16 protein-coding genes are annotated in these 19,536 nt (G+C 68.8%); 8 read left to right on the forward strand and 8 right to left on the reverse strand.

Translation table 11 applies throughout. The features are described 5' to 3' along the window. Window positions 1–470: 470 nt before the first annotated feature. The 3 genes from NHN26_RS02570 to paaI form a co-directional block, all read right to left on the reverse strand. A complete protein-coding gene (locus NHN26_RS02570; RefSeq protein ID WP_253087965.1) occupies window positions 471–1,787 on the reverse strand; it encodes a hypothetical protein in 1,317 nt (438 codons plus the stop codon). A 108-nt stretch (window positions 1,788–1,895) separates the two neighbouring features. Continuing rightward, window positions 1,896–3,206: a phenylacetate--CoA ligase PaaK gene (gene paaK / locus NHN26_RS02575; protein ID WP_253087966.1), complete on the reverse strand. Its 1,311-nt coding sequence runs from the start codon at window positions 3,204–3,206 to the stop codon at window positions 1,896–1,898. A 39-nt stretch (window positions 3,207–3,245) separates the two neighbouring features. After that, the gene (paaI, locus tag NHN26_RS02580) at window positions 3,246–3,671 is read right to left on the reverse strand and encodes a hydroxyphenylacetyl-CoA thioesterase PaaI (RefSeq protein WP_253087967.1); all 426 of its coding nucleotides are present in this window, start codon (window positions 3,669–3,671) and stop codon (window positions 3,246–3,248) included. Between the two features lie 294 nt (window positions 3,672–3,965). Between paaI and NHN26_RS02585 the strand changes: the two genes are divergently transcribed. From NHN26_RS02585 to NHN26_RS02620, 8 genes are all read left to right on the forward strand, one after another. Next, a complete protein-coding gene (locus tag NHN26_RS02585; protein ID WP_253087968.1) occupies window positions 3,966–4,988 on the forward strand; it encodes a TRAP transporter substrate-binding protein in 1,023 nt (340 codons plus the stop codon). Between the two features lie 52 nt (window positions 4,989–5,040). Then, entirely contained in the window at window positions 5,041–5,550 is a 510-nt protein-coding gene (locus NHN26_RS02590) for a TRAP transporter small permease (RefSeq protein ID WP_253087969.1), read from the forward strand. After that, window positions 5,547–6,890: a TRAP transporter large permease gene (locus NHN26_RS02595; RefSeq protein WP_253087970.1), complete on the forward strand. Its 1,344-nt coding sequence runs from the start codon at window positions 5,547–5,549 to the stop codon at window positions 6,888–6,890. Before NHN26_RS02590 ends, NHN26_RS02595 begins: the two co-directional genes overlap by 4 nt. A 95-nt stretch (window positions 6,891–6,985) precedes the next feature. Then, on the forward strand, window positions 6,986–8,797 hold the full coding sequence (iorA, locus tag NHN26_RS02600; protein ID WP_253087971.1) for an indolepyruvate ferredoxin oxidoreductase subunit alpha: 1,812 nt from the start codon (window positions 6,986–6,988) through the stop codon (window positions 8,795–8,797). A 9-nt stretch (window positions 8,798–8,806) separates the two neighbouring features. Next, a complete protein-coding gene (locus NHN26_RS02605) occupies window positions 8,807–9,700 on the forward strand; it encodes a 2-oxoacid:acceptor oxidoreductase family protein (protein WP_253087972.1) in 894 nt (297 codons plus the stop codon). Continuing rightward, a complete protein-coding gene (locus NHN26_RS02610) occupies window positions 9,697–10,839 on the forward strand; it encodes a 2-oxoacid:acceptor oxidoreductase subunit alpha (protein WP_253087973.1) in 1,143 nt (380 codons plus the stop codon). The genes NHN26_RS02605 and NHN26_RS02610 overlap by 4 nt, the downstream gene beginning before the upstream one ends. After that, the gene (locus tag NHN26_RS02615; protein WP_253087974.1) at window positions 10,836–11,684 is read left to right on the forward strand and encodes a 2-oxoacid:ferredoxin oxidoreductase subunit beta; all 849 of its coding nucleotides are present in this window, start codon (window positions 10,836–10,838) and stop codon (window positions 11,682–11,684) included. Before NHN26_RS02610 ends, NHN26_RS02615 begins: the two co-directional genes overlap by 4 nt. Further along, a complete protein-coding gene (locus tag NHN26_RS02620) occupies window positions 11,684–12,223 on the forward strand; it encodes a 2-oxoacid:acceptor oxidoreductase family protein (protein WP_253087975.1) in 540 nt (179 codons plus the stop codon). The genes NHN26_RS02615 and NHN26_RS02620 overlap by 1 nt, the downstream gene beginning before the upstream one ends. Window positions 12,224–12,230: 7 nt before the next feature. Here the strand turns inward: NHN26_RS02620 and NHN26_RS02625 are convergent, their stop codons facing one another. The 5 genes from NHN26_RS02625 to NHN26_RS02645 all read right to left on the reverse strand — a co-directional run bounded on the left by NHN26_RS02625 (window position 12,231) and on the right by NHN26_RS02645 (window position 19,503). Beyond that, window positions 12,231–13,001, reverse strand: coding sequence for an HpcH/HpaI aldolase family protein (locus NHN26_RS02625; RefSeq protein ID WP_253087976.1), 771 nt, complete (start codon window positions 12,999–13,001; stop codon window positions 12,231–12,233). 306 nt (window positions 13,002–13,307) lie between these two features. After that, window positions 13,308–13,874 (reverse strand): chemotaxis protein CheD, encoded by a 567-nt coding sequence (locus NHN26_RS02630; protein WP_253087977.1) that lies wholly within the window; start codon window positions 13,872–13,874, stop codon window positions 13,308–13,310. Next, window positions 13,871–14,851, reverse strand: a complete 981-nt coding sequence (locus NHN26_RS02635; RefSeq protein WP_253087978.1) for a CheB methylesterase domain-containing protein — start codon at window positions 14,849–14,851, stop codon at window positions 13,871–13,873. Before NHN26_RS02635 ends, NHN26_RS02630 begins: the two co-directional genes overlap by 4 nt. Before the next feature lie 53 nt (window positions 14,852–14,904). After that, window positions 14,905–17,649, reverse strand: coding sequence for a methyl-accepting chemotaxis protein (locus NHN26_RS02640; protein ID WP_253087979.1), 2,745 nt, complete (start codon window positions 17,647–17,649; stop codon window positions 14,905–14,907). Between the two features lie 543 nt (window positions 17,650–18,192). Beyond that, window positions 18,193–19,503 (reverse strand): DUF8689 domain-containing protein, encoded by a 1,311-nt coding sequence (locus NHN26_RS02645; protein ID WP_253087980.1) that lies wholly within the window; start codon window positions 19,501–19,503, stop codon window positions 18,193–18,195. Between the last annotated feature and the right edge of the window lie 33 nt (window positions 19,504–19,536).

The raw sequence follows: 19,536 nt of genomic DNA on the forward strand, positions 1-19,536 counted from the left end.
CCTATATCGCGGCAACCCTCCGCAAGATCCTCGACCAGCACATGCAGAGCGATATCGCCGAGCTTATGCCCTGGAACTTCGCTGAATAGTCACGCGGCAAGCCGAAGGGTGGTCAGGCTGCGCTTACGGACATCTTCAAGAAACGACCGTATAATCACGCGGGATGTGACAGTTAGGTCTCCGTGACCGCAATGACGGTCACGTGTAGGGTGGGTGCCAACCCACCACCCGGCCAATGGTGGGTTGAAACCCACCCTACCCTCCCTCCATCCCCGCCCTACTTCCTGAGAAACCGACCCGACGGAGCCCCCATGCTGCGCCCGCTTGCCCTTGCCCTGACCCTCGCCGCCCCGGCGCTCGCCGTGCACCCGTAGGGTGGGTGCCAACCCACCACCCGGCCAACGGTGGGTTGGCACCCACCCTACCCCCCCCCGCGCTCCTGCGGGGCAGGGATCCGGCGGCGCCCCGGTCTAGCGGTAAAGCGAGGCCAGCAGGCGGTCGGGGGCTGCGATCGGGCCTTCGCCGGTCAGGATCGCGGCAAAGGCCGGATCGGCCAGCAGCGCGGCCAGCGCGACCGGCCGACCCTTCACGAAGGCGGTCTGGCTGACCAGCCGCACGCCGTGGCTGTAATCGGCATAGCGCGCGCCATGCACCGTGGACAGCGGCTGGATCGGCTGGCCGTCGGGGCGGTGCCAGCCATAGATCGCGACCCGGCCCGGCATCTCGCGCAGCCGGTTGGTCAGCACCAGGTCCTTTTTCTGCCCCGCCGTCAGCAGCCCCGCCCGGCCGCGGGTCTGGCCCTGCACCGTGCTGTTATGCTGGCGGAAATAGCGGGTCGAGGTCATCTCGGCCCCCGGTGTCATCGGTTGCGGCGCCAGCCGCAGCCCGGCCTGGGCATGCACCGCGTCCACCATCCGCGTCGTCGGCAGCAGGAAGCCGAAGCGGTCCGCCACCAGCGCCGCCGCGGGCAGGCCCATCGGCACGCGCAGGAAATCCGCGTCGCTGCCCAGCGCCAGGTAATCGGGCGTCACGCAGATCGTCACCTCGGCGCGACGGCCATCGGGCATGCGTCCGGCAAGCGTCACCGGCGTCAGGTCGCGCAGGAAGGCGGGGATGTTGCCCCGGAGCAGTTCCCGCGCGATCAGCCCGTCGCGCCCGCTGCCGGTCAGCCCGTCCATCGCCCGGGCCAGCGCGCTGCCCGCGGCCGCGCCGCCGGGCCGGGCGGGAATGGCGGCGGCAAGCTGCGCCCCGCAGGCCGTGCCGCGCGGCAGGGGCGCGTGCGGGGTCACGGACAGATCGGCCAGCGAGGCCATGGCCGAGGGCGCCCGCGCCACCAGCCCCGCCTCAGGCCGCGCGCGGGGCCGCAGCGGCGCGGCGGCCAGCGTCCGCGGCCCGGGGCGCGGCGGCGGCACCAGGGCGGGCGCGCCGGCATGCACCGGGACGGCGATGGCGGGCGGGGCGGGATCGGGCGCAGGGGGCAAGGCTGGCGCCGCCTGCGGCGCGGGGACCACTGGCGCGGCCGCGGGCGGCGGCACTTGCGACGGCACCGATGGCGCCGTCTCGGCCAACCGAAGCTCGGGCGGTCCGGGCGGGGCAAAGGGCCGCTCGCCGCTCGCGAGGAAGGCCAGTGCCGTCAGCGACAGGCCCACCGCCGCGGAGAGCGCGGCCGCGCCCTGCCATGACAGGCGGGCGGTCCGGGGAAAGAGGCGGGCATAGGACCGGGCGATATCGTCGGCCTGGCGGTCCCGGCCCGATCCTGGGGCGGCCTTCTGGCGCTCCTGCGTCATGGGTCTGACCCTTAGCGGCACGGGGCATTCCGGGCAAGCTGCGCCAGAATCCTTGCCAAAGGGTGAACGCATGTAGCGGCAGGTTTCCGCCCATCGCCCGCGCCGCGCTCAGCCCCTGGGCCGGTTGTCCAGCAGCCGCTGCGCCTTGCCCTGCGAGCGCGCCACCTCGCCCGGGCCCCTGACCTCGATCTCGGTGGACACCCCGATCACGTCCTTGATCCGCTTGTGCAGCATCCGCGCGGCGGCGGCGCGCGACAGCTCGTCCGCGCTGTCGGGGCGGCATTCGACATGCACGCGCATCGCGTCCATATGGCCCGCGCGGTAAAGCTCGATCTGGTAATGGTTGGTCAGCCCGCCGGTCGCCACCACCAGTTCCTCGATCTGCGAGGGAAAGAGGTTCACGCCGCGCAGGATGATCATGTCATCCGACCGCCCCGTGATCCGCGCCATCCGCCGCATGCTGCGCGCCGTGCCCGGCATCAGCCGGGTCAGGTCGCGCGTACGGTAGCGGATCATCGGCAGCCCCTCCTTGGTCAGCGTGGTGAAGACCAGCTCGCCCACCGCGCCATCGGGCAGGACCTCGCCGGTCTCGGGGTCGATGATCTCGGGGTAGAAATGATCCTCCCACAGATGCAGGCCGTCCTTGGTCTCGACGCATTCATTGGCGACGCCGGGGCCGAGGATTTCCGACAGCCCGTACAGATCGACCGCGTGCATGTCGAAGGCCGCCTCGATCTCGGCGCGCATGGCGTCGGTCCAGGGCTCGGCGCCGAACAGGCCGGTCTGCAAGGGGCTGTCCTTCGGGTCCAGCCCCCGGCGGTGATATTCCTCAAGGATGTTCAGCATGTAGGAGGGCGTGACCATGATCGCCGAGGCGCGGAAATCCTCGATCAGCGTCACCTGCCGCTCGGTCATCCCGCCCGAGACCGGCACCACCGTCGCGCCCAGCCGTTCCGCGCCGTAATGCGCGCCCAGCCCCCCGGTGAACAGGCCATAGCCATAGGCCACATGCACCACGTCGCCCGCCCGCACGCCGCCTGCGCGCAGCGAGCGCGCCATCAGGTCGGCCCAGTTGTCGATATCGCGCTGGGTATAGCCCACCACCGTCGGCTTGCCGGTCGTCCCCGACGAAGCATGCAGCCGCACGATCCGCTCGCGCGGGACGGCAAACAGGCCAAAGGGGTAATGGTCGCGCAGGTCGTTCTTGACCGTGAAGGGGAACAGCGCCAGATCGGCCAGCGTCTTCAGATCGTCGGGATGCACGCCCCTGGCGTCGAAGCGGTCGCGATACATCGGCACATTGTCATAGGCATGGCGCAGCGACCATTTCAGCCGGTCCAGTTGCAGCGCCTCGATCTCGTCGCGCGAGGCCAGCTCGATCGGGTCGAGACCGTCCCGGTCCATGCTCAGATCCTTCATTCCACCCTCCGTTCCGGCGCGGCGCCCTGCCCGGCCGTCTCATTCCTCGATCCACTGGCCGCGAACGCTGCGCGACATGCCGCGCATCTCGGCCACCACGGCCCCCGACGCGGTTTCCACCCGCACGTCGTAGATCCCGTTGCGCCCGGCGAGCGAGCGTTCGCAGGCGGTGGCGGTCAGCACCTCGCCCACCTGCGCGGGCGCGACGAAGCTGATCGTGCCGTGCTGCGCCAGCGTCGAGGCGTTGCGGCTGTTGCAGGCATAGGCAAAGGCGCTGTCGGCCAGCGCGAAGATCACCCCGCCATGGCAGACCCCCTGCCCGTTGGCATGATGGGATGCGACGCGCATCCGCATGACGGCATGGCCCGCGTCGATCTCGACCAGTTCGATCCCCAGCCAGTGCTCGGCCCGCGTCGCGGCCGAGATGGCGGCCGCGCAGGCCTCGGCGCGCGCCTTCGGGGTCATCGGGCCTCCTGCGGCGCTCGGTCGCCTAGGCGCATCCCGGCCTGCCCGTCACCTTGGGCGCCATGCCCGCCCCGAACCCTGCGCGGGGACGCAAGAAAATTGCCGATCATTGGCCCCGGCCTTTCCGATCGTTTCCTGCGGAATGATGCACAGGGCCGGAGACGGGTCAATCACGGCCGGGAGGGCCAAGTGACGCAACCTTGAACCACCCCGCAAAGGGCCGGAACCGCCGGGCAGTGGAGGCCCGGCAGGCAGGCCCACCCCCTATCCGACATCGCATTCCGGGAGGACATCATGGCGATACGGACGACATTCGGCACGCTTCTGGCCGGCGCGGCGCTGGCCATCGCGGGCAGCGCGGGCTGGGCCGCGGATCACACGCTGGTGATTTCCAGCTGGGCGCCGCCCACCCACAACATCAACGCGAAGATGTGGCCCAAATTCATCGAGATGATCGAGGAGGCCACCGACGGGCGCGTGACCGCCGAGGTCAAGCTGGGCCTGGCCGAGGCGCCCGCGCAGATGGACCTTGTCATGGATGGCGCGGCGGATGTCTCGATCATTTTTCACGGCTATCAGCCGGGCCGTTTCGTCACCACCAAGATGATCGAGCTGCCGGGCTATGTCGGCAGTTCCGAGGCCGCGGCGGTGGCCTATTGGCGCGCTTACGAGGCCCATCTGAAACAGGCCGACGAGCATCGCGGCGTCAAGGTGATCGCGCTGCACAGCCATGGCGGGGCGCAACTGCAATCGGCCGCGCCGGTGACCACGCTGGACCAGATGGCGGGGATGAAGGTGCGCATCCCCGGCGGCGTCGCGACCGATCTGGGCGCGGCGCTGGGCATGATCGGCATCCAGGTGCCCGCGCCCAAGGTCTACGAGACGCTGGCCTCGCGCGCCGCCGATGGCGTGGTGATCCCCATCGAGTCGCGCGTGGGCTTCAAGCTGACCGAGGTGGCGCAGAACATGTACATGCTGCCCGGCGGGCTTTACCGCGGCTCCTTCGCCTTCATCATGTCCGAGGACGCCTTTGCCGACCTGCCCGAGGACATCCGGACCGCGCTGGAGGAAAAGGTCTTCGGCGAACCGCTGAGCCGGGCCATCGGCGCGATCTGGGAAGAGGGCGACGCCGAGGGCATCGCGCTGACCGAGGCCACCCCGGGCAACGCGATCCATCAGGCCAGCCCCGAAGATGCCGCCCGTTTCGACGAGATCGCCGAAACCATCCGCGCCAGGGTGATCGAGGAGGTCGCCGCCACCGGCGTCGATGCCCAGGCCGCCCATGACATGATCCGGGCCGAGATGGCCGCCTGGTGAGAGGCGCGCGGGGCCGATACCTGCGGCCCCGCGCCACCTCGGGGGAGGGGATATGGAAACGCTGATCGCGCTTGCCCGGGGGGCCAGCCGCCTGCCCGTTGCGCTGGCCTGTCTGGCGCTGTTCGCGCTGATGACGATGACCTTTGCCGACGTGATCCTGCGCTCGGGGCTGAACGCGCCGATCCAGGCGGCGACCGAACTGACCCGCGTGCTGATGGCCGTGATGGTGTTTTCCTGCCTGCCGGTGATCTCGGCAAAGGGCGGGCATATCGCGGTCGATCTGTTCGACGGGATCTTCGACCGGCTGCACCTGAACCGGCTGCGCGAGGCGGCGATCAACATCGCCTGCGGGGTGATGCTGATCTGGCCCGCCGAGCGGCTGTGGATGCTTGCCGGGCGCGCGCGCGGCTATGGCGACGTGACCGAATACCTGTCGATCCCGGTCTATCTGGTCACCGGCTTCATCGCCATATCCGCCGCACTGACCGCCGCCGTGATGGTCGCGGTCGGGCTGTTCCACGTCTTCGCCCCGCATCTGCTGGACGGGGACCGCGCCCGATGACCGAGGCGCTGATCGGGTTCGCGCTGGTCCTTGCGCTGGTCTTGATGCGCATGCCCATCGTCTTTGCGATGGGGCTGGTCGGCACGCTGGGCTTTGCCCATGTCCGCGGCGGGTCGATCTTCGACGAACGCGGGCTGAATGCCGCGCTGTCGATGGTGGGCCGCCAGATCACCGACACCGCGCAGGATTACGGGCTTTCGGTAATCCCCCTGTTCATCCTGATGGGCCTGTTCGTGAACAAGGGCGGGCTGGCGCGCGAGCTTTATGCCGTCTCGCATGTCTTTCTCGGCCATCTGCGCGGCGGGCTGGCGATGGCGACGGTGGCGGCCTGCGGCGGGTTCTCGGCGATCTGCGGCTCGTCGCTGGCGACCGCCGCCACCATGTCCAAGGTCGCCATGCCCGAGATGCGCCGCTACGGCTATGCCGACCGGCTGTCGACGGCGTCGATCGCGGCGGGCGGCACGCTGGGCATCCTGATCCCGCCCTCGGTGATCCTGGTGATCTACGGTCTGCTGACCGAAACCTCGATCGGCAAGCTCTTCGTCGCCGGCATCGTCCCCGGCGGCCTCGGCATCCTGTTCTACCTGTTCGCGGTGCGCTGGGTGGTGTTCCGCGACCCCGCCGCCGGCCCCGCCGCCCCGCGCACGCCCTGGCCCGAACGGCTGCGCGCGCTGCGTTCGATCTGGGCGGTGCTGCTGCTGTTCATCCTGGTGATCGGCGGGCTTTACGGGCTGTTCGACGTGGCGCCGCTGAACCTGACCTTCTCGCCGACCGAGGCGGCGGGCATGGGCGCGATGGGGGCCTTCCTGATCGCGCTGGCGCGCGGCGGGCTGACGCTGCGCGGCACGTTCGGGGTGCTCAAGGAAACCGCGATGACCGCGACCAGCCTGTTCGCGGTGCTGATCGGGGCGCAGATCTTCTCCAATTTCGTCAATCTCGCCGGTCTGCCCGAGGCGCTGCTGGGGATCGTCACCGCCCATGACGTGGCACCCTTCACGGTGATGCTGATGATCCTTGCGATCTATCTGGCGCTTGGCTGCGTGTTCGAAAGCCTGTCGATGCTGCTGCTGACGGTGCCGATCTTTTTCCCTCTGGTGGTGTCGCTCGGCTACGATCCGGTCTGGTTCGGCATCGTCGTCGTAGTGGTGACCGAGATCAGCCTGATCACGCCGCCCGTTGGCCTGAACGTCTTCGTGCTGCGCGGCGTGGTGGGCGATGTCTCGACCGGCACGATCTTTCGCGGGGTCACGCCGTTCTGGATCGCCGACATCCTGCGGCTGGCGCTGATCGTGGCGCTGCCCTGGCTGGTGCTGGTGCTGCCCGGCCAGATGGGGCCGTGAGCGATGCGGCAATCCGCACCCTGTCATAAAATTGCCCGGAACATAGAACTGTCGTAACTTTGTTAGGCAGAACGCGCGATGCAGGACATAAAGCCATGACCGAAGCCTTGCGGCAGACCGCCGCCGAACCGTCCCCCGCGGGCGCCGCGCGCCCGCTGACCGGCAACGAGGCCATCGCCCGCGGCGTGTGGGAGGCCGGCGCAAGGGTCGCCGCCGCCTATCCCGGCACACCCTCGACCGAGATCCTGGAGAACGTCGCGACCTACCCCGCGTCGGATATCCACGCGCAATGGTCCACCAACGAGAAGACCGGGATGGATGTCGCCATCGGCGCCAGCTTCGCCGGGGTGCGCGCCTTCACCGCGATGAAGCATGTCGGCCTGAACGTCGCCGCCGACGCGCTGATGTCGTTCTCCTATATCGGGGTGAATGGCGGGCTGGTGATCGCGATCTGCGACGATCCCGGCATCCACTCCTCGCAGAACGAGCAGGACAGCCGGATCTATGCCCGCTTCGCGCAGGTGCCCGTGCTGGAACCCTCGGACGGGCAGGAGGCGCTGGATTTCACCCGTCAGGCCTTCGACCTCTCGGAACAGTTCGACACGCCGGTCTTCGTGCGGTCCACCACAAGGCTGTCGCATACCCGCAGCGCCGTGGTGATGGGCGCGCGCGAGACCCCCGCGCCGCGGGCCTTTGCCGAGAATCCCCGCAAGAACGTGATGATCCCGGCGCATGCCCGCATGCAGCACGGCGTCGTGCTGGAGCGCGAACGGCGGCTGAAGGACTGGCTGGCGGACAATCCCCTGAACCGGGTCGAGCCGGGCGACACAAGCGTCGGCATCATCACCTCGGGCATCCCCTATACCTATGTGAAGGAGGTCATGCCCGACGCCAGCGTCCTGAAACTCGGCGTCACATGGCCCCTGCCCGACCGGCTGATCCGCGACTTCTGCGCGGGCGTCGAGCGCGTGATCGTGGTCGAGGAACTGGAACCGCTGATCGAGGACGCGCTGAAGGCCATGGGCATCCCGGCCGAGGGCAAGGCGTTCTTCCCGCGCGAGGGCGAATTCTCGCCCGAGGTGGTGCATGACGCGCTGGCCCGCGCTGGCCTGCTGGTCCCGCGCGTCAACGCCGCCCCCTTCGAATTCGCGCCGATGGTCCGCCCGCCGGTGCTGTGTGCGGGCTGCCCGCATGCGGCCTGTTTCATGGCGCTGCGCGCGCTGGATGCCCGCGTCGCGGGCGATATCGGCTGCTACACGCTGGCGGTGGTGGAACCGCTGAAATCCATCGACACCTGCGTCTCGATGGGGTCGAGCATCGCCAACGCGGTCGGCATGGCCAAGGCGGGCACCGAGACGAAGCCGATCGTCGCCACGATCGGCGATTCGACCTTCCTGCATTCGGGCATCCCGCCGCTGATCGACGCGGTCTATAACGGCGCGGATATCACCGTCTTCCTGCTCGACAACCACATCACCGCGATGACCGGCGGGCAGGACCATCCCGGCACCGGCCGCACGCTGCGCGGCGATCCCGCCCCCCGGGTCGATTTCGTGGATCTGGTGAAATCGCTGGGCGTGAGCTGGGTGCAGAAGGTCGACAGCTATGACACCGCCACCCTGCAACGCACCCTGCGCGAGGCGATGGCGCACAAGGGCGTGTCGGTCGTGATCTCGGATCGGCCCTGCGTGCTGGACCCCGTGCGCATCAAGGGCCCCGCGATGGAGGTGGAACAGGACAGCTGCATCGCCTGCCAGGCCTGCATGAACCTGGGCTGCCCGGCGATCACCTGGTCCGAGGGCTGGCACGAGGGGCGGCACAAGGTGAAGATCGACCCCGAGGCCTGCATCGGCTGCAGCCTCTGCGCGCAGCTTTGCACCAGCCATTCGATCCGGCCGATCCATTAGGGGCAGATGATGGGCGAGAAGTTGAACCGCACCATGAACGTGCTGATCGTCGGCGTCGGCGGCCAGGGCGTCATCATGGTCTCCAAGGTGCTGGCGCAGCTTTGCCAGGCCGACGGGCATGACGTGAAGCAATCCGAGGTCCACGGCATGGCCAAGCGCGGCGGCGGCGTGTTCAGCCATGTCCGCTTTGGCCCCAAGGTCTGGTCGCCGACCATCCCCGAGGGCGAGGTGGATATCCTTGTCGCGCTGGAATGGGCCGAGGGGCTGCGCTGGCTCAAGCATCTGAAACCCGATACCGGCACCTTCATCGCCGATTGCCAGAAGATCGTGCCGCCCTTCGCCTGCCGCAACCGCAAGCGCGGCGCCGAACCGGCCTATGCCCCCCAGACGCCCGAGGAGATCATCGAGCAGGTCCATGCGGGCTATGTGATGGACGCCACCGGCATGGCCGCCAATCTGGGCAATGCGCGGGCCTCGAACACGGTGCTGCTGGGGGCGCTGTCCACCGTGCTCGACTTCCCCGAAGAGGCCTGGGTCGAGATCATCGCCGCCACCGTCCCCGCGAAATCGGTCGAGGTCAACCGCGCCGCCTTTGCCGAGGGCCGCGCCTGGGCGATGGGCGGCGAGAAACGCATCGACGTGACCGCCAGCGGGCTGCACAAGGCCCATTCCGAGGTCCATCACCCGCAGGTCGATACCATCCTCGAAATCACCGAGGAATGGTGCAAGGGCTGCGATATCTGCGTCAAGATGTGCCCCGAACGCTGCCTGCGCCTGAACGACCGGCTCAAGGCCGAACTCGCGCTGCCCGATCTGTGCACCGGCTGCCAGCTTTGCGCCTGGCTCTGCCCCGACCAGGCGATCAGCGTCACCAATATCCCCGTCACGGAGCCCGCCGAATGAGCGCGACGATCCGCAATCTCGAAGGCAACGAAGCCTGCGCGCTGGGCGCGATCCGCGCCGGGTGCCGCTTTTTCGCCGGTTACCCGATCACGCCGTCCTCGGAAGTGGCCGAGGTGATGGCGCGCGAACTGCCCAAGGTGGGCGGCACCTTCATCCAGATGGAGGACGAGATCGCCTCGATGGGCGCGGTGATCGGCGCGTCCATGGGCGGCGTCAAGGCGATGACCGCGACCTCTGGCCCCGGCTTCTCGCTGAAACAGGAAAACCTCGGCTATGCCTGCGGCGCGGAAATCCCCTGCGTGATCGTCAACGTGATGCGCGGCGGGCCATCGACCGGCATGCCCACGCGGCCCGCGCAGGGCGACATCATGCAGGCGCGCTGGGGCACGCATGGCGATCACGCGATCATCGTGCTGGCCCCGGCCTCGGTGGCCGAAGCCTATTCCGAGACGATCCGCGCGGTCGAACTGTCCGAAACCCTGCGCGTGCCGGTCGTGGTGCTGCTGGACGAGGTGATCGGGCATCTGACCGAAACCGTGGACCTCGCCGCCGTGCCCGAGACGCCGGAGGTCTGGCGCAAATTCGCCACCGGCCCGCGCGAGGGGTTCCAGCCCTATGCCGTGACCGAGGACCTGATCCCGCCCATGCCGCGGCCGGGCGACGGTTACCGCGCGCATTGCACCGGGCTGACCCATGCGCCCGGCGGCTTCCCGACGCAGGTGCCAGAGGTCGCCACCGCCGCCGTCACGCGGACCACCGACAAGCTGGCGCTGCATCGCGCGCGGATCGAAAGCTGGCGGGTGCAGGACGCGGAGGACGCCGATCTGCTGATCGTGGCCATCGGCATTTCCGCCCGCGCCGCGCGGCAGGCGGTGCGCGACCTGCGCGCCGAGGGGCTGAAGGTGGGGCTGGTCCGCCCCGTCACCCTCTGGCCCTTCCCCGAGGACGCCCTGCGCGAGACCGTCGCCCGCTCGGGCGCCCGCGCCGTTCTGGTGCCCGAGATGAACCAGGGCCAGCTGGTCCTCGAAGTCGAGCGCGTGCTGGCAGGCCGCGCCCCCGCCCTGCGGCTGAACCGGATCGACGGCCAGCCCATCACCCCCGACGAGATCGCCGCAGCCGCGCGGGAGGCGCTGACATGAAGGACACGACCGCACCCGCCGCCTTCGACGTGAACGACTGGATCCGGCAGGAGCAGATGCCGCATTTCCTCTGCCCCGGCTGCGGGCACGGGATCGCGCTGCGCGCCCTTGCCTGGGCGCTGCACGAGCAGGGCATCGACAAGGACAGGCTGGCCGTGGTCTCGGGCATTGGCTGCTCGGGGCGGCTGTCGGCCTATATCGACGCGAACACCTTCCACACCACGCATGGCCGCCCGCTGACCTTCGCGACGGGGCTGAAGCTCGCCCGCCCCGACCTGCATGTGGTCGTCATCACCGGCGACGGCGATTGCCTTGCGATCGGCGGCAACCACCTGATCCACGCGGCGCGGCGCAACCTGGATATCACCTGTCTGATGCTGAACAACGAGATCTACGGCATGACCGGCGGCCAGGTCTCGCCCACCACCTCCGGGGGCCGCTACACCTCGACCACGCCCATGGGCAATACCGAACCCACCTTCGATGCCTGCGCGCTGGCCGCCGCGGCGGGCGCGGGTTTCGTCGGGCGCGAGGTCACGATGCAGGTGCTGGGCCTGCGCGACCTGATCGGCCAGGCCATTGCCCATAAGGGCTTTTCCTTTGTCGAGGTGCTGTCGGACTGCACCGAGATCTATGGCCGCAAGAACGATCTGGGCGCCTCGCCCGAGATGATGCTGGCCAAGAAAAGCGAAATGCGCCCCTTCGCCTATCGCAACACGGTCGATGTGCCCTTCCGCCCGAACCACCTGCGCACCGGCGTGATCGCGCGCAGCGACCGGCCGGAATATGGCGCGGCCTATCGGGCGATGGCGGCCGGGCTTCGCGGCGAGGGGGGGGGCGCGTGATGGCGACGACGGAAATCCGCTTTTCGGGCAGCGGCGGCCAGGGGCTGTTGCTGTCCGCGCGCATCCTTGCCGCGGCACTGGCCCGGCAGGGGCGCAACGTGGCGCAGTCGAACGCCTATGAACCCGTCTCGCGCGGCGGGCTCAGCCGGTCCGATCTGGTCATCAGCGAGGGCGAGGCCGATTTCCCGCTGGCCCGCCGCCTCGACTACCTGCTGATCCTCGACGCGGCGGGGCTGGGCGTGTCCGATCACCTGCTTTCGCCCCGCTCGCTGGTGCTGGCCGATGCCGAACTGGTGCCCGACCCGCCCCGCGGCGATTTCGCCACGCGCGCCCTGCCCTTCGTCGAAACCGCGCGCAGCCTCGGCAATCCACGGGTGACGAATATCGTGGCGCTGGGCACGCTGTGCGCGCTGTCCGGCCTCTGCCCGCCCGAGGTGCTGCTTGACCGCGTGCTGGCGATGACGCCCGCGAAATTCGACCGGCTGAACCGCGACGCCTTTGCCGCCGGTCTGGCCATGGCGGTGCCCGAGCCGGTCTGAGCCGACCTTACCCGCAAGCGACCTCGGCGCGCAGCGCCCCCGCCGCGCGCGCCAGCAGCGCCACGTCTATCCCGAGCGCGGTGAAGGCCGTGCCCAGCGCCATGCAGCGCCGGGCGAACGCGGCATCCGTGCTCAGGATGCCCGAGGGCACCCCCACCGCCGCAAGCCGCGCGATCGCGCCCTCGATCGCGGCGACCACTTCGGGATGGCCGGCCTGGCCCGGAAAGCCGAGGCTCGCGGCCAGATCGGCGGGACCGATGAACACGCCGTCCACCCCCTCGACCGTCGCGATCTCCTCCAGCCTCTCAAGCCCGGCGCGGGTTTCGACCTGCACGATCAGGCACAGTTCCTGTTCGGCGCAGGCGATGTAATCGGGGATCAGCCCGAAGCGGCTGGCCCGGGTGATCCCCGCAACGCCACGCACGCCACGCGGCGGATAGCGCATCGCGCGCACCGCCTGTTCGGCCTCCTGCCGCGACTGGACATAGGGCACCATCAGGCTTTGCGCACCCTGGTCGAGATGGCGCTTGATCAGCACCCAGTCATTGATCGCAACCCGCACCACCGCCGAGGCCGCCGGATGGGCGGCAATGGCCTGAAGCGCGGGCAGCACGTCGCGCACCTCCATCGGCGCATGCTCGGTATCGACCAGCACCCAGTCAAAGCCGCAGCCCGCCAGCAATTCGGCGATCATCGGCTGGGGGATCGCGTTCCAGATGCCGATCTGCGGATGACCCGCCCGCAGCGCCGCCTTGAACCGGTTGGGGGGATTGTCCATCGCGCGATCCTTTTTGCCTGCCGCCTGCCGCCTGCCGCCTGCCGCCTGCCGCCTGCCGCCTGCCGCCTGCCGCCTGCCGCCTGCCGCCTGCCGCCTGCCGCCTGCCGCCTGCCGCCTGCCGCGAACAGACCCCGTCCGACGGCCCCGGTCAAGCGGCCGATCGCGGCACGCGCCACAACGCCCGTCCGGCCCCGGCCGCAGGGCCCGGCCATCCCCGCAAGCCATGTCGCACAACCGAACCCGTCCCGTCACGCGCGGCCGCGCACAGCCCAGGTCGGGGCGCGCACAGCCCGCCTGCCGTGCCCGTCAGAACAGGGTGATCCCCGGATCGCGCTCGGCTGCCGGGCGCGGCGGCAGCCGCTCCGGCGGGGCCTCGGTCGGTGGCAGCATGACCAGCCGCGCCGCACCGGTCGCGGGACGGAAATGCAGCCGTCTTGCCTGCTGGCCGCCAAGGCTTTCCGAGACCACCTCGAATCCCTCGCGCCGCATGTAGGAGCGGGCGAAGATCACGTTCTTCTCGCCGATATCGGTGAAGGACGAACTGACCCGCGCGCCGCCGAACAGCTTGACCCTGAGCTGGCCGCGCAGCGCCCCGTTCTTGAGCAACTCGTTGATCAGCAGTTCCATCGCCATCGCGCCGTATTTCAGCTCGGTCTTGTTGGCCCCCTCGTCGCCCGGCAGCAGGAAGTGGTTCATCCCGCCGACCCGCGCGACGGGGTCGTAGATGCAGGCCGAGACGCACGAGCCCAGAACCGTGGACAACACCGCATCGGCATCGCGCGACACGCGGAATTCGCCCTGGATCACGGGCAGGATCCGGTGGCTTGGCCAATCCGCCTGGCCCGGCCTCGGCACCGGGGAATGGATGCTCATGCCGCGCTCCTTCGCGCGCAGCTTTTCAGCAGCGCCTGGCCGATCCGGCCGATGGGCAATTGTTCGCAAACCGCGCCCAGTTCATGGGCCGCGCGCGGCATGCCATAGACCAGCGCGCTGGCCTGGTCCTGGCCGATCGTATGCGCACCCGCGCGGCGCAGCGCCAGCATCCCCTCGGCCCCGTCCCGGCCCATCCCGGTCAGGATCGCCGCGCTGACCCGGGCGGCAACCGGCACCGCCGAATGGAACAGCGCATCGACCGAGGGCCGGTGCCCCGAGACCGGCGGCCCCTCGCGCAGGCGGCAATGCGACCCGTTTCCGCGCGCGATCTCCAGGTGATGGTCCTTGCCCGGCGCAAGCAGCACCGTGCCCGGGACCAGCGGCTGGCGGTCCTCGGCTTCGAGCACGCGGGCTGGGCTGGCCCGGTCCAGAAGCCTTGCAAGACCCGCGCTGAAGGTGCCGCTGGTATGCTGCACGACAAGCGTGGGCGGGCAATCGGCAGGAAAGCCCGACAGCACCCGGATCAGCGCGTCGACCCCGCCGGTCGAGGCGCCGATCAGGATCAGCCGGCCGGACTGAAAGGCCATCCGTTCGGCCACGGGCTCGCGGGGGGCGACGGCGGGCCGGTCCAGCAGCACCTCGAACAGGCATTGGCGCAATTCGTCCTGCGATGCACCCTGATGGGTCATCCGCAGCCCGCTGGTGCCCGCCCGCGCCGCCAGCCGTTCTGCACTGACCGGCGTGTCCGCGACCAGGATGCAGCGGATGTTGAGGGCGCGGAACAGCGTCTGCATCACCTCGAATTCCGGCAGCCGGGCCAGGTTCTCGGCGACGAGCACGGCCTGGGGCGGGCGGCTTTCGGCGGCGTGATAGGTCTCGCTCAGATCGGATGCACAGATGCCCAGCGAGACGCCGCGCATGGTGCCGACCGCGCTCGCGAGCCGGCGCCGCCCCTCCTCGTTTCCATCTGCAATCATCACCCGCATCGCGGTACTCTCTTCTTTCGGAATGGCCTGTTGCGATTATTCGGTCAGAAGTCCTGCCAGGTGGTCAAGTCGTTGGCGGCGGCCTTTTTCCTGGGGGCGGGTTCGGCGGCCGGGGTGGCGGGCGCGGCCTTGCCCGCCGCTTGCCGGGCCGGGTCGACCAGGCGGAGCGGGGTCATGGCGCCGGGCTGTGCGGGTCGGGCGGGCGCGCCGCCCTGCAGGCGGAACCGGGCCACGAGGCCCTGCAGCGTCTCGGCCTCGTGGCGCAGCGTCGCGCTGGCCGCGGTGGCCTCCTCGACCATGGCCGCGTTCTGCTGGGTCACCTGGTCGAGCTGGGTCACGCCCACATTGATCTCGCCCAGGCCCACGGATTGTTCCTGCGCGCCGGTCGCGATGCCCGCCATCAGCTCGGCGATGTTGGCCACCCGCCCGACGATGTCGCTCAGCGCCTCGCCCGCGCGGTTGACCAGCGCCACACCCTGCTCGACCTGCTCGGAACTGGTGCCGATCAGCGTCTTGATCTCCTTGGCCGCGTCCGAGCTGCGCTGCGCCAGCGCCCGCACCTCCGAGGCCACGACGGCAAAGCCGCGCCCGGCCTCGCCTGCCCGCGCCGCCTCGACGCCCGCGTTCAGCGCCAGAAGGTTGGTCTGGAAGGCGATGTCGTCGATCACACCGATGATCTGGCTGATCTCGTCGGACGAGCGCTTGATCTCGGACATCGCGCCGACCGCATCGGTCACCACCCGGCCCGAGGCCTCGGCATCGCCGCGCGCCGCGCGCACCACGCCCTCCACCTCGGCCGCGCTGTCGGCCGCCGAGCGCACGCTCGAGGTCAGCTCGTCCAGCGCCGCCGCCGTCTCCTCCAGCGTCGCCGCCTGGTTCTCGGTCCGGTGCGACAGATCCTCCGACGCCCCGCCGATCTCCTCGGCCCGGGCATGGATCTCGGTGGCGTTCTCGACGATCGAGGCCAGCATCTCGTTCAGCGTCACGACCGTCGCGTTGAAATCATGGCGCAATTGCTCGTATTCCGGCGCGAAAGCCTCGTCCAGACGATGCGTCAGATCGCCGGAGGACAGCCGTTGCAGACCATCGGCCAGCGTGCTGACGACGGTTTGCTGCTGCTCGGCACGCTCCCGACGTTCCTCCTCGATGGCGCGCTCCTGCTCCTGCATGCGGGCGCGTTCGATGAGGCCCTCGCGGAAGACACCCAGCGCCGTTGCCATGCGGCCAATCTCGCCGCCTGAGACGTGAAAGCCGGTGATCGGTGCGAGATCGCCCCGCGACAGGCGCTCCGTGACCCGGACGAGTCGCGACATCGGCCGCAGGATCAGAAGCCAGGTGAAGAGCGGAGCCGCCAGCAGCAGTGCCACGCTGGCCATCGCGACCGTATGGAGTTGGGCTTCCGCGCGATCTGCCTGTGCAAGCACGGTATCGCCCGCAGCCGCGGCCGCGGCAAGCGCCGCGTCGCTGTGGTTGACGGCCGCATCGCCGATCCGGCGCAGCAGAGAATAGGCCGCCCGGGACGTGGTTTCGGCCTGGTTCTGTGCCTCGATCATGGCCGCCCGAGTCGCGACGATGCCCGTTTCCCCACCGGAGAATGCAAGGATTTCCTCGATGATCGCCCGCAACTCGTCGTTCACGAAGACCTCTTCGAGCAGCGCCGCGAGCGCCTGGGCGACCGCGTCCAGGTCTCGCTGGGCGGCCTCGGCGGCATCCGGGTCGCTGGCCGTGGCCCCCAGGAAGGCCATCGCGACAACGTTTTCGACGGCGAGTTCCAGCCGCGCGGCATCGCGGATGAACTGCAACTCGTTGCCGATCAGCCGCTCGACCGCCTCTGCATTGAAGGTCGCTGTATCTTCGGCGCCTTCCAGCAGATTGCGGGTCAACGCATCAATGGCCTCGGCCAGCGCGGCCTCGGTCGGATCGCGCAGCGCCAGCAGCCGGCGAATCTGATCCGGTCGGGCGCGGGAACCCGGCGAGGTTGTTTCGGCAAGAAGGCCGCGCATCTCGGCGAGCATCGGGAGAAGCTCGGGGCCTGCCCCGTTCGCCTCGAGCCCTGCGAGAATCGCATCGAGTTCGCCAAGGCTCGACCGGGCGATACCGCGCAGGCCCGCGGCCAGAGCGTCATCGCCGGTTTCTGCAAGCGCGATGGCCGTGCCGCTGAGCAGGTTGATCTCGTTGCGGGCCTTGAGCACCAGCGAGGTCGCGGCGAAATCGTATTCGATCAGCGAATCAAGCGTGCTTGTCACCACCTCGACCGTCTGTGCGCCCGCGAGTTCCATGTCGTAGACCGCATCATCGGCCATCTTCATGAGTTGCGTGCGGGCCTCGTCGGACAGTTCACGATAGGCCGCGATTGTGGTTTCAACCTCGTCATGGCGCGCGAACCGCTCGGCGATTGCGGTCTCCATCCGCTGGGCCGCGGCGCCGAGCTCCGCCAGAAGCGGCCGCATCTCGGCGATCGCTGCGTCAGGAAGGTGGCGCATCCCGTCTTCGAGCGCGGCCATCTCGGCCTCAAGGTTGTCATGGCCGTTCCTGACCTGTTCGGGCGTTCCGGCCAGAAGGATTTCGGACAAAGCATCGCGGATGCCCGCGCTGTGTTCGATGACCGTCACGCTGTGACGCAGCGCGGGCAATTGCTGGCCGAGGAGCGTGTTGAGCGAGCCCGTCAGGCTGTTGAAGATGGCAAGGCCGATCAAGACAGCAGCCGCCGTCATCGCACCCATGGCGGCGATCGAGACCCCGATCTTGATGGCGATGCTTCCGAAAAGGAAAGAAAGGAATCGGCGCATGGCTGCCTCGCAACATGTATTCTGGTTGGTTCAAGGAGCGGCGTTTTGGTTCCGCCGCGCCATCGGTTCAGAGATCATCTTCCGCGATGTCGAGAGCGGTGGATGTGGTCGTGCCGTCCTCTGGCTGCGGACCGCCCCAGGCGCATCGGCGCAGGTGGCGTCACCGAGGCGCTGCGCCTGGGGGCAGCGGGCGGCGGATCGAAAAAAGACATATGGCAGACTCCGGAACTCCAGGTCATTCTGCCGGACCTTGGAGTCCAAGCGTTAAGAACCTGTTGTCCCGTCCGGACCGAAGGCCCGGGCAAAACGGCAAAGTTTACCGAATGTGCCGGGCCTGACGTTGCAATGCGCTGCATGTCCGGTCGCCCCCAGTCCGGATCCGCGATCCCCGATGCGGCCACTGACGGGCGGTTTTTACCCCGGGTGTCAGATCGCAGCAGTCGCCTGGGCCGGGGGATTGTGCGGCGAGGGTCAGATCGCGCCTGTGCGCCGACAGCCCGGCGGGGGGGGCGGGCTGTCGGGAACGCGGGGAAGGCCATGGGATCAGTGCAGGATGTCCTCTTCGCGCACGAACATGTTGGCCCATGCGCGGTCGATAAGACCGGGACTCATCTGGTAGGGGATGCCCTCGAACTCGCAGATCGCGATCATCTGGTCGATCAGGAAGACCGGCTGATAATTGGCGTATTCGTGGTTGATCGTGGGGTATTTCTCTTTGAGCAGGTAGATAAGCGTCGCCTCGTCGATCGGCATCTTCTTCTTGCGCGCGACAAGGGCGAAGATCTTCAGGAAATCCTCCTGGCAGGGGCCGTCGATCTTGATCTTGAAGAAGATCCGGCGCAGCGCGGCGCGGTCGAAGATCTCGTTCGGGTGGAAGTTGGTGGAAAAGATCACCAGCGTGTCGAAGGGCACCTCGAACTTCTCGCCTGATTGCAGGGCAAGGATGTCCTTGGCCTCTTCCAGCGGCACGATCCAGCGGTTGACCAGCGCCTGGGGCGGTTCCTCCTGGCGGCCGAGGTCGTCGACGATGAAGATGCCGCCGGTCGATTTCAATTGCAGCGGCGCCTGATAGGTGCGCGCCGTGGGGTTGTAGACCAGGTCGAGCATCGACAGCGACAATTCGCCGCCGGTGATCACGGTGGGCCGCTCGCACAGCACATATCGCGTGTCGAAGCGTCCCGAGGTGCGGCGCAGCGAATTCGGGTCGTCCACCAGCTCCTCGGCCGCCGAATGCACGATCGGATCGTAGACGGTGATGACCTGGCCGGAATACTCGATCGCCCGAGGGATGTAGATCTTGTCGCCCAGCGCGTCGCGGATGCCGTTCGAGATCGAGGATTTCCCGTTGCCCGGCGGGCCATACATCAGGATCGAGCGCCCCGCGCTGACAGCGGGGCCGAGATGATCCAGAAGCTCGTCGGGCAGGATCAGGTGGCCCATTGCGCCGGTCAACTGGTCGCGGGTGATCTGGATGTTGCGGATCGACTGGCGCCTGACCTGCTCGGAATAGACCTCGAGCGGAACGGGCATCGCGCCGAAGTATTCCGACTGGTTCAGCGCGTCCAGCGCGCGGGCCTTGCCGGCATCGGTCAGCTGGAAACCCATCTCGCTGCCGGCCCCGGCATGGAGCGTGCCGGTCGCCTCGAGCAGTTTCTGGCTGCGGGCAAGATCGACCAGTTCCTGCGTGACCGGGGCCGGCAGGCAGATCGCGCGGGCGATCTCTGTCACGGTGTCGACATTCTTGCGAAAGATCGTCTTCAGCAGGATGTCGCGCATCATCACCATCGGCAGGCGCATCTCGGCCAGCGACCGGGGGGCGGGGGGCGCCATGACGGAGGAAATCTGCATGTTCATGTGATTGCCCTGAAACTGCTGCGGTGCTTGCCC

Origin of the sequence: Rhodovulum tesquicola, assembly GCF_024128855.1 — a bacterium.
Lineage (GTDB): Bacteria > Pseudomonadota > Alphaproteobacteria > Rhodobacterales > Rhodobacteraceae > Rhodovulum > Rhodovulum tesquicola.

Excerpts from the sequence above, each read along its gene's own strand:
- NHN26_RS02570 (WP_253087965.1), bottom strand. The coding sequence starts at position 1,787 with ATGACGCAGGAGCGCCAGAAGGCCGCCCCAGGATCGGGCCGGGACCGC.
- paaK (WP_253087966.1), bottom strand. The coding sequence starts at position 3,206 with ATGAAGGATCTGAGCATGGACCGGGACGGTCTCGACCCGATCGAGCTG.
- paaI (WP_253087967.1), bottom strand. The coding sequence starts at position 3,671 with ATGACCCCGAAGGCGCGCGCCGAGGCCTGCGCGGCCGCCATCTCGGCC.
- NHN26_RS02585 (WP_253087968.1), top strand. The coding sequence starts at position 3,966 with ATGGCGATACGGACGACATTCGGCACGCTTCTGGCCGGCGCGGCGCTG.
- NHN26_RS02590 (WP_253087969.1), top strand. The coding sequence starts at position 5,041 with ATGGAAACGCTGATCGCGCTTGCCCGGGGGGCCAGCCGCCTGCCCGTT.
- NHN26_RS02595 (WP_253087970.1), top strand. The coding sequence starts at position 5,547 with ATGACCGAGGCGCTGATCGGGTTCGCGCTGGTCCTTGCGCTGGTCTTG.
- iorA (WP_253087971.1), top strand. The coding sequence starts at position 6,986 with ATGACCGAAGCCTTGCGGCAGACCGCCGCCGAACCGTCCCCCGCGGGC.
- NHN26_RS02605 (WP_253087972.1), top strand. The coding sequence starts at position 8,807 with ATGGGCGAGAAGTTGAACCGCACCATGAACGTGCTGATCGTCGGCGTC.
- NHN26_RS02610 (WP_253087973.1), top strand. The coding sequence starts at position 9,697 with ATGAGCGCGACGATCCGCAATCTCGAAGGCAACGAAGCCTGCGCGCTG.
- NHN26_RS02615 (WP_253087974.1), top strand. The coding sequence starts at position 10,836 with ATGAAGGACACGACCGCACCCGCCGCCTTCGACGTGAACGACTGGATC.
- NHN26_RS02620 (WP_253087975.1), top strand. The coding sequence starts at position 11,684 with ATGGCGACGACGGAAATCCGCTTTTCGGGCAGCGGCGGCCAGGGGCTG.
- NHN26_RS02625 (WP_253087976.1), bottom strand. The coding sequence starts at position 13,001 with ATGGACAATCCCCCCAACCGGTTCAAGGCGGCGCTGCGGGCGGGTCAT.
- NHN26_RS02630 (WP_253087977.1), bottom strand. The coding sequence starts at position 13,874 with ATGAGCATCCATTCCCCGGTGCCGAGGCCGGGCCAGGCGGATTGGCCA.
- NHN26_RS02635 (WP_253087978.1), bottom strand. The coding sequence starts at position 14,851 with ATGATTGCAGATGGAAACGAGGAGGGGCGGCGCCGGCTCGCGAGCGCG.
- NHN26_RS02640 (WP_253087979.1), bottom strand. The coding sequence starts at position 17,649 with ATGCGCCGATTCCTTTCTTTCCTTTTCGGAAGCATCGCCATCAAGATC.
- NHN26_RS02645 (WP_253087980.1), bottom strand. The coding sequence starts at position 19,503 with ATGAACATGCAGATTTCCTCCGTCATGGCGCCCCCCGCCCCCCGGTCG.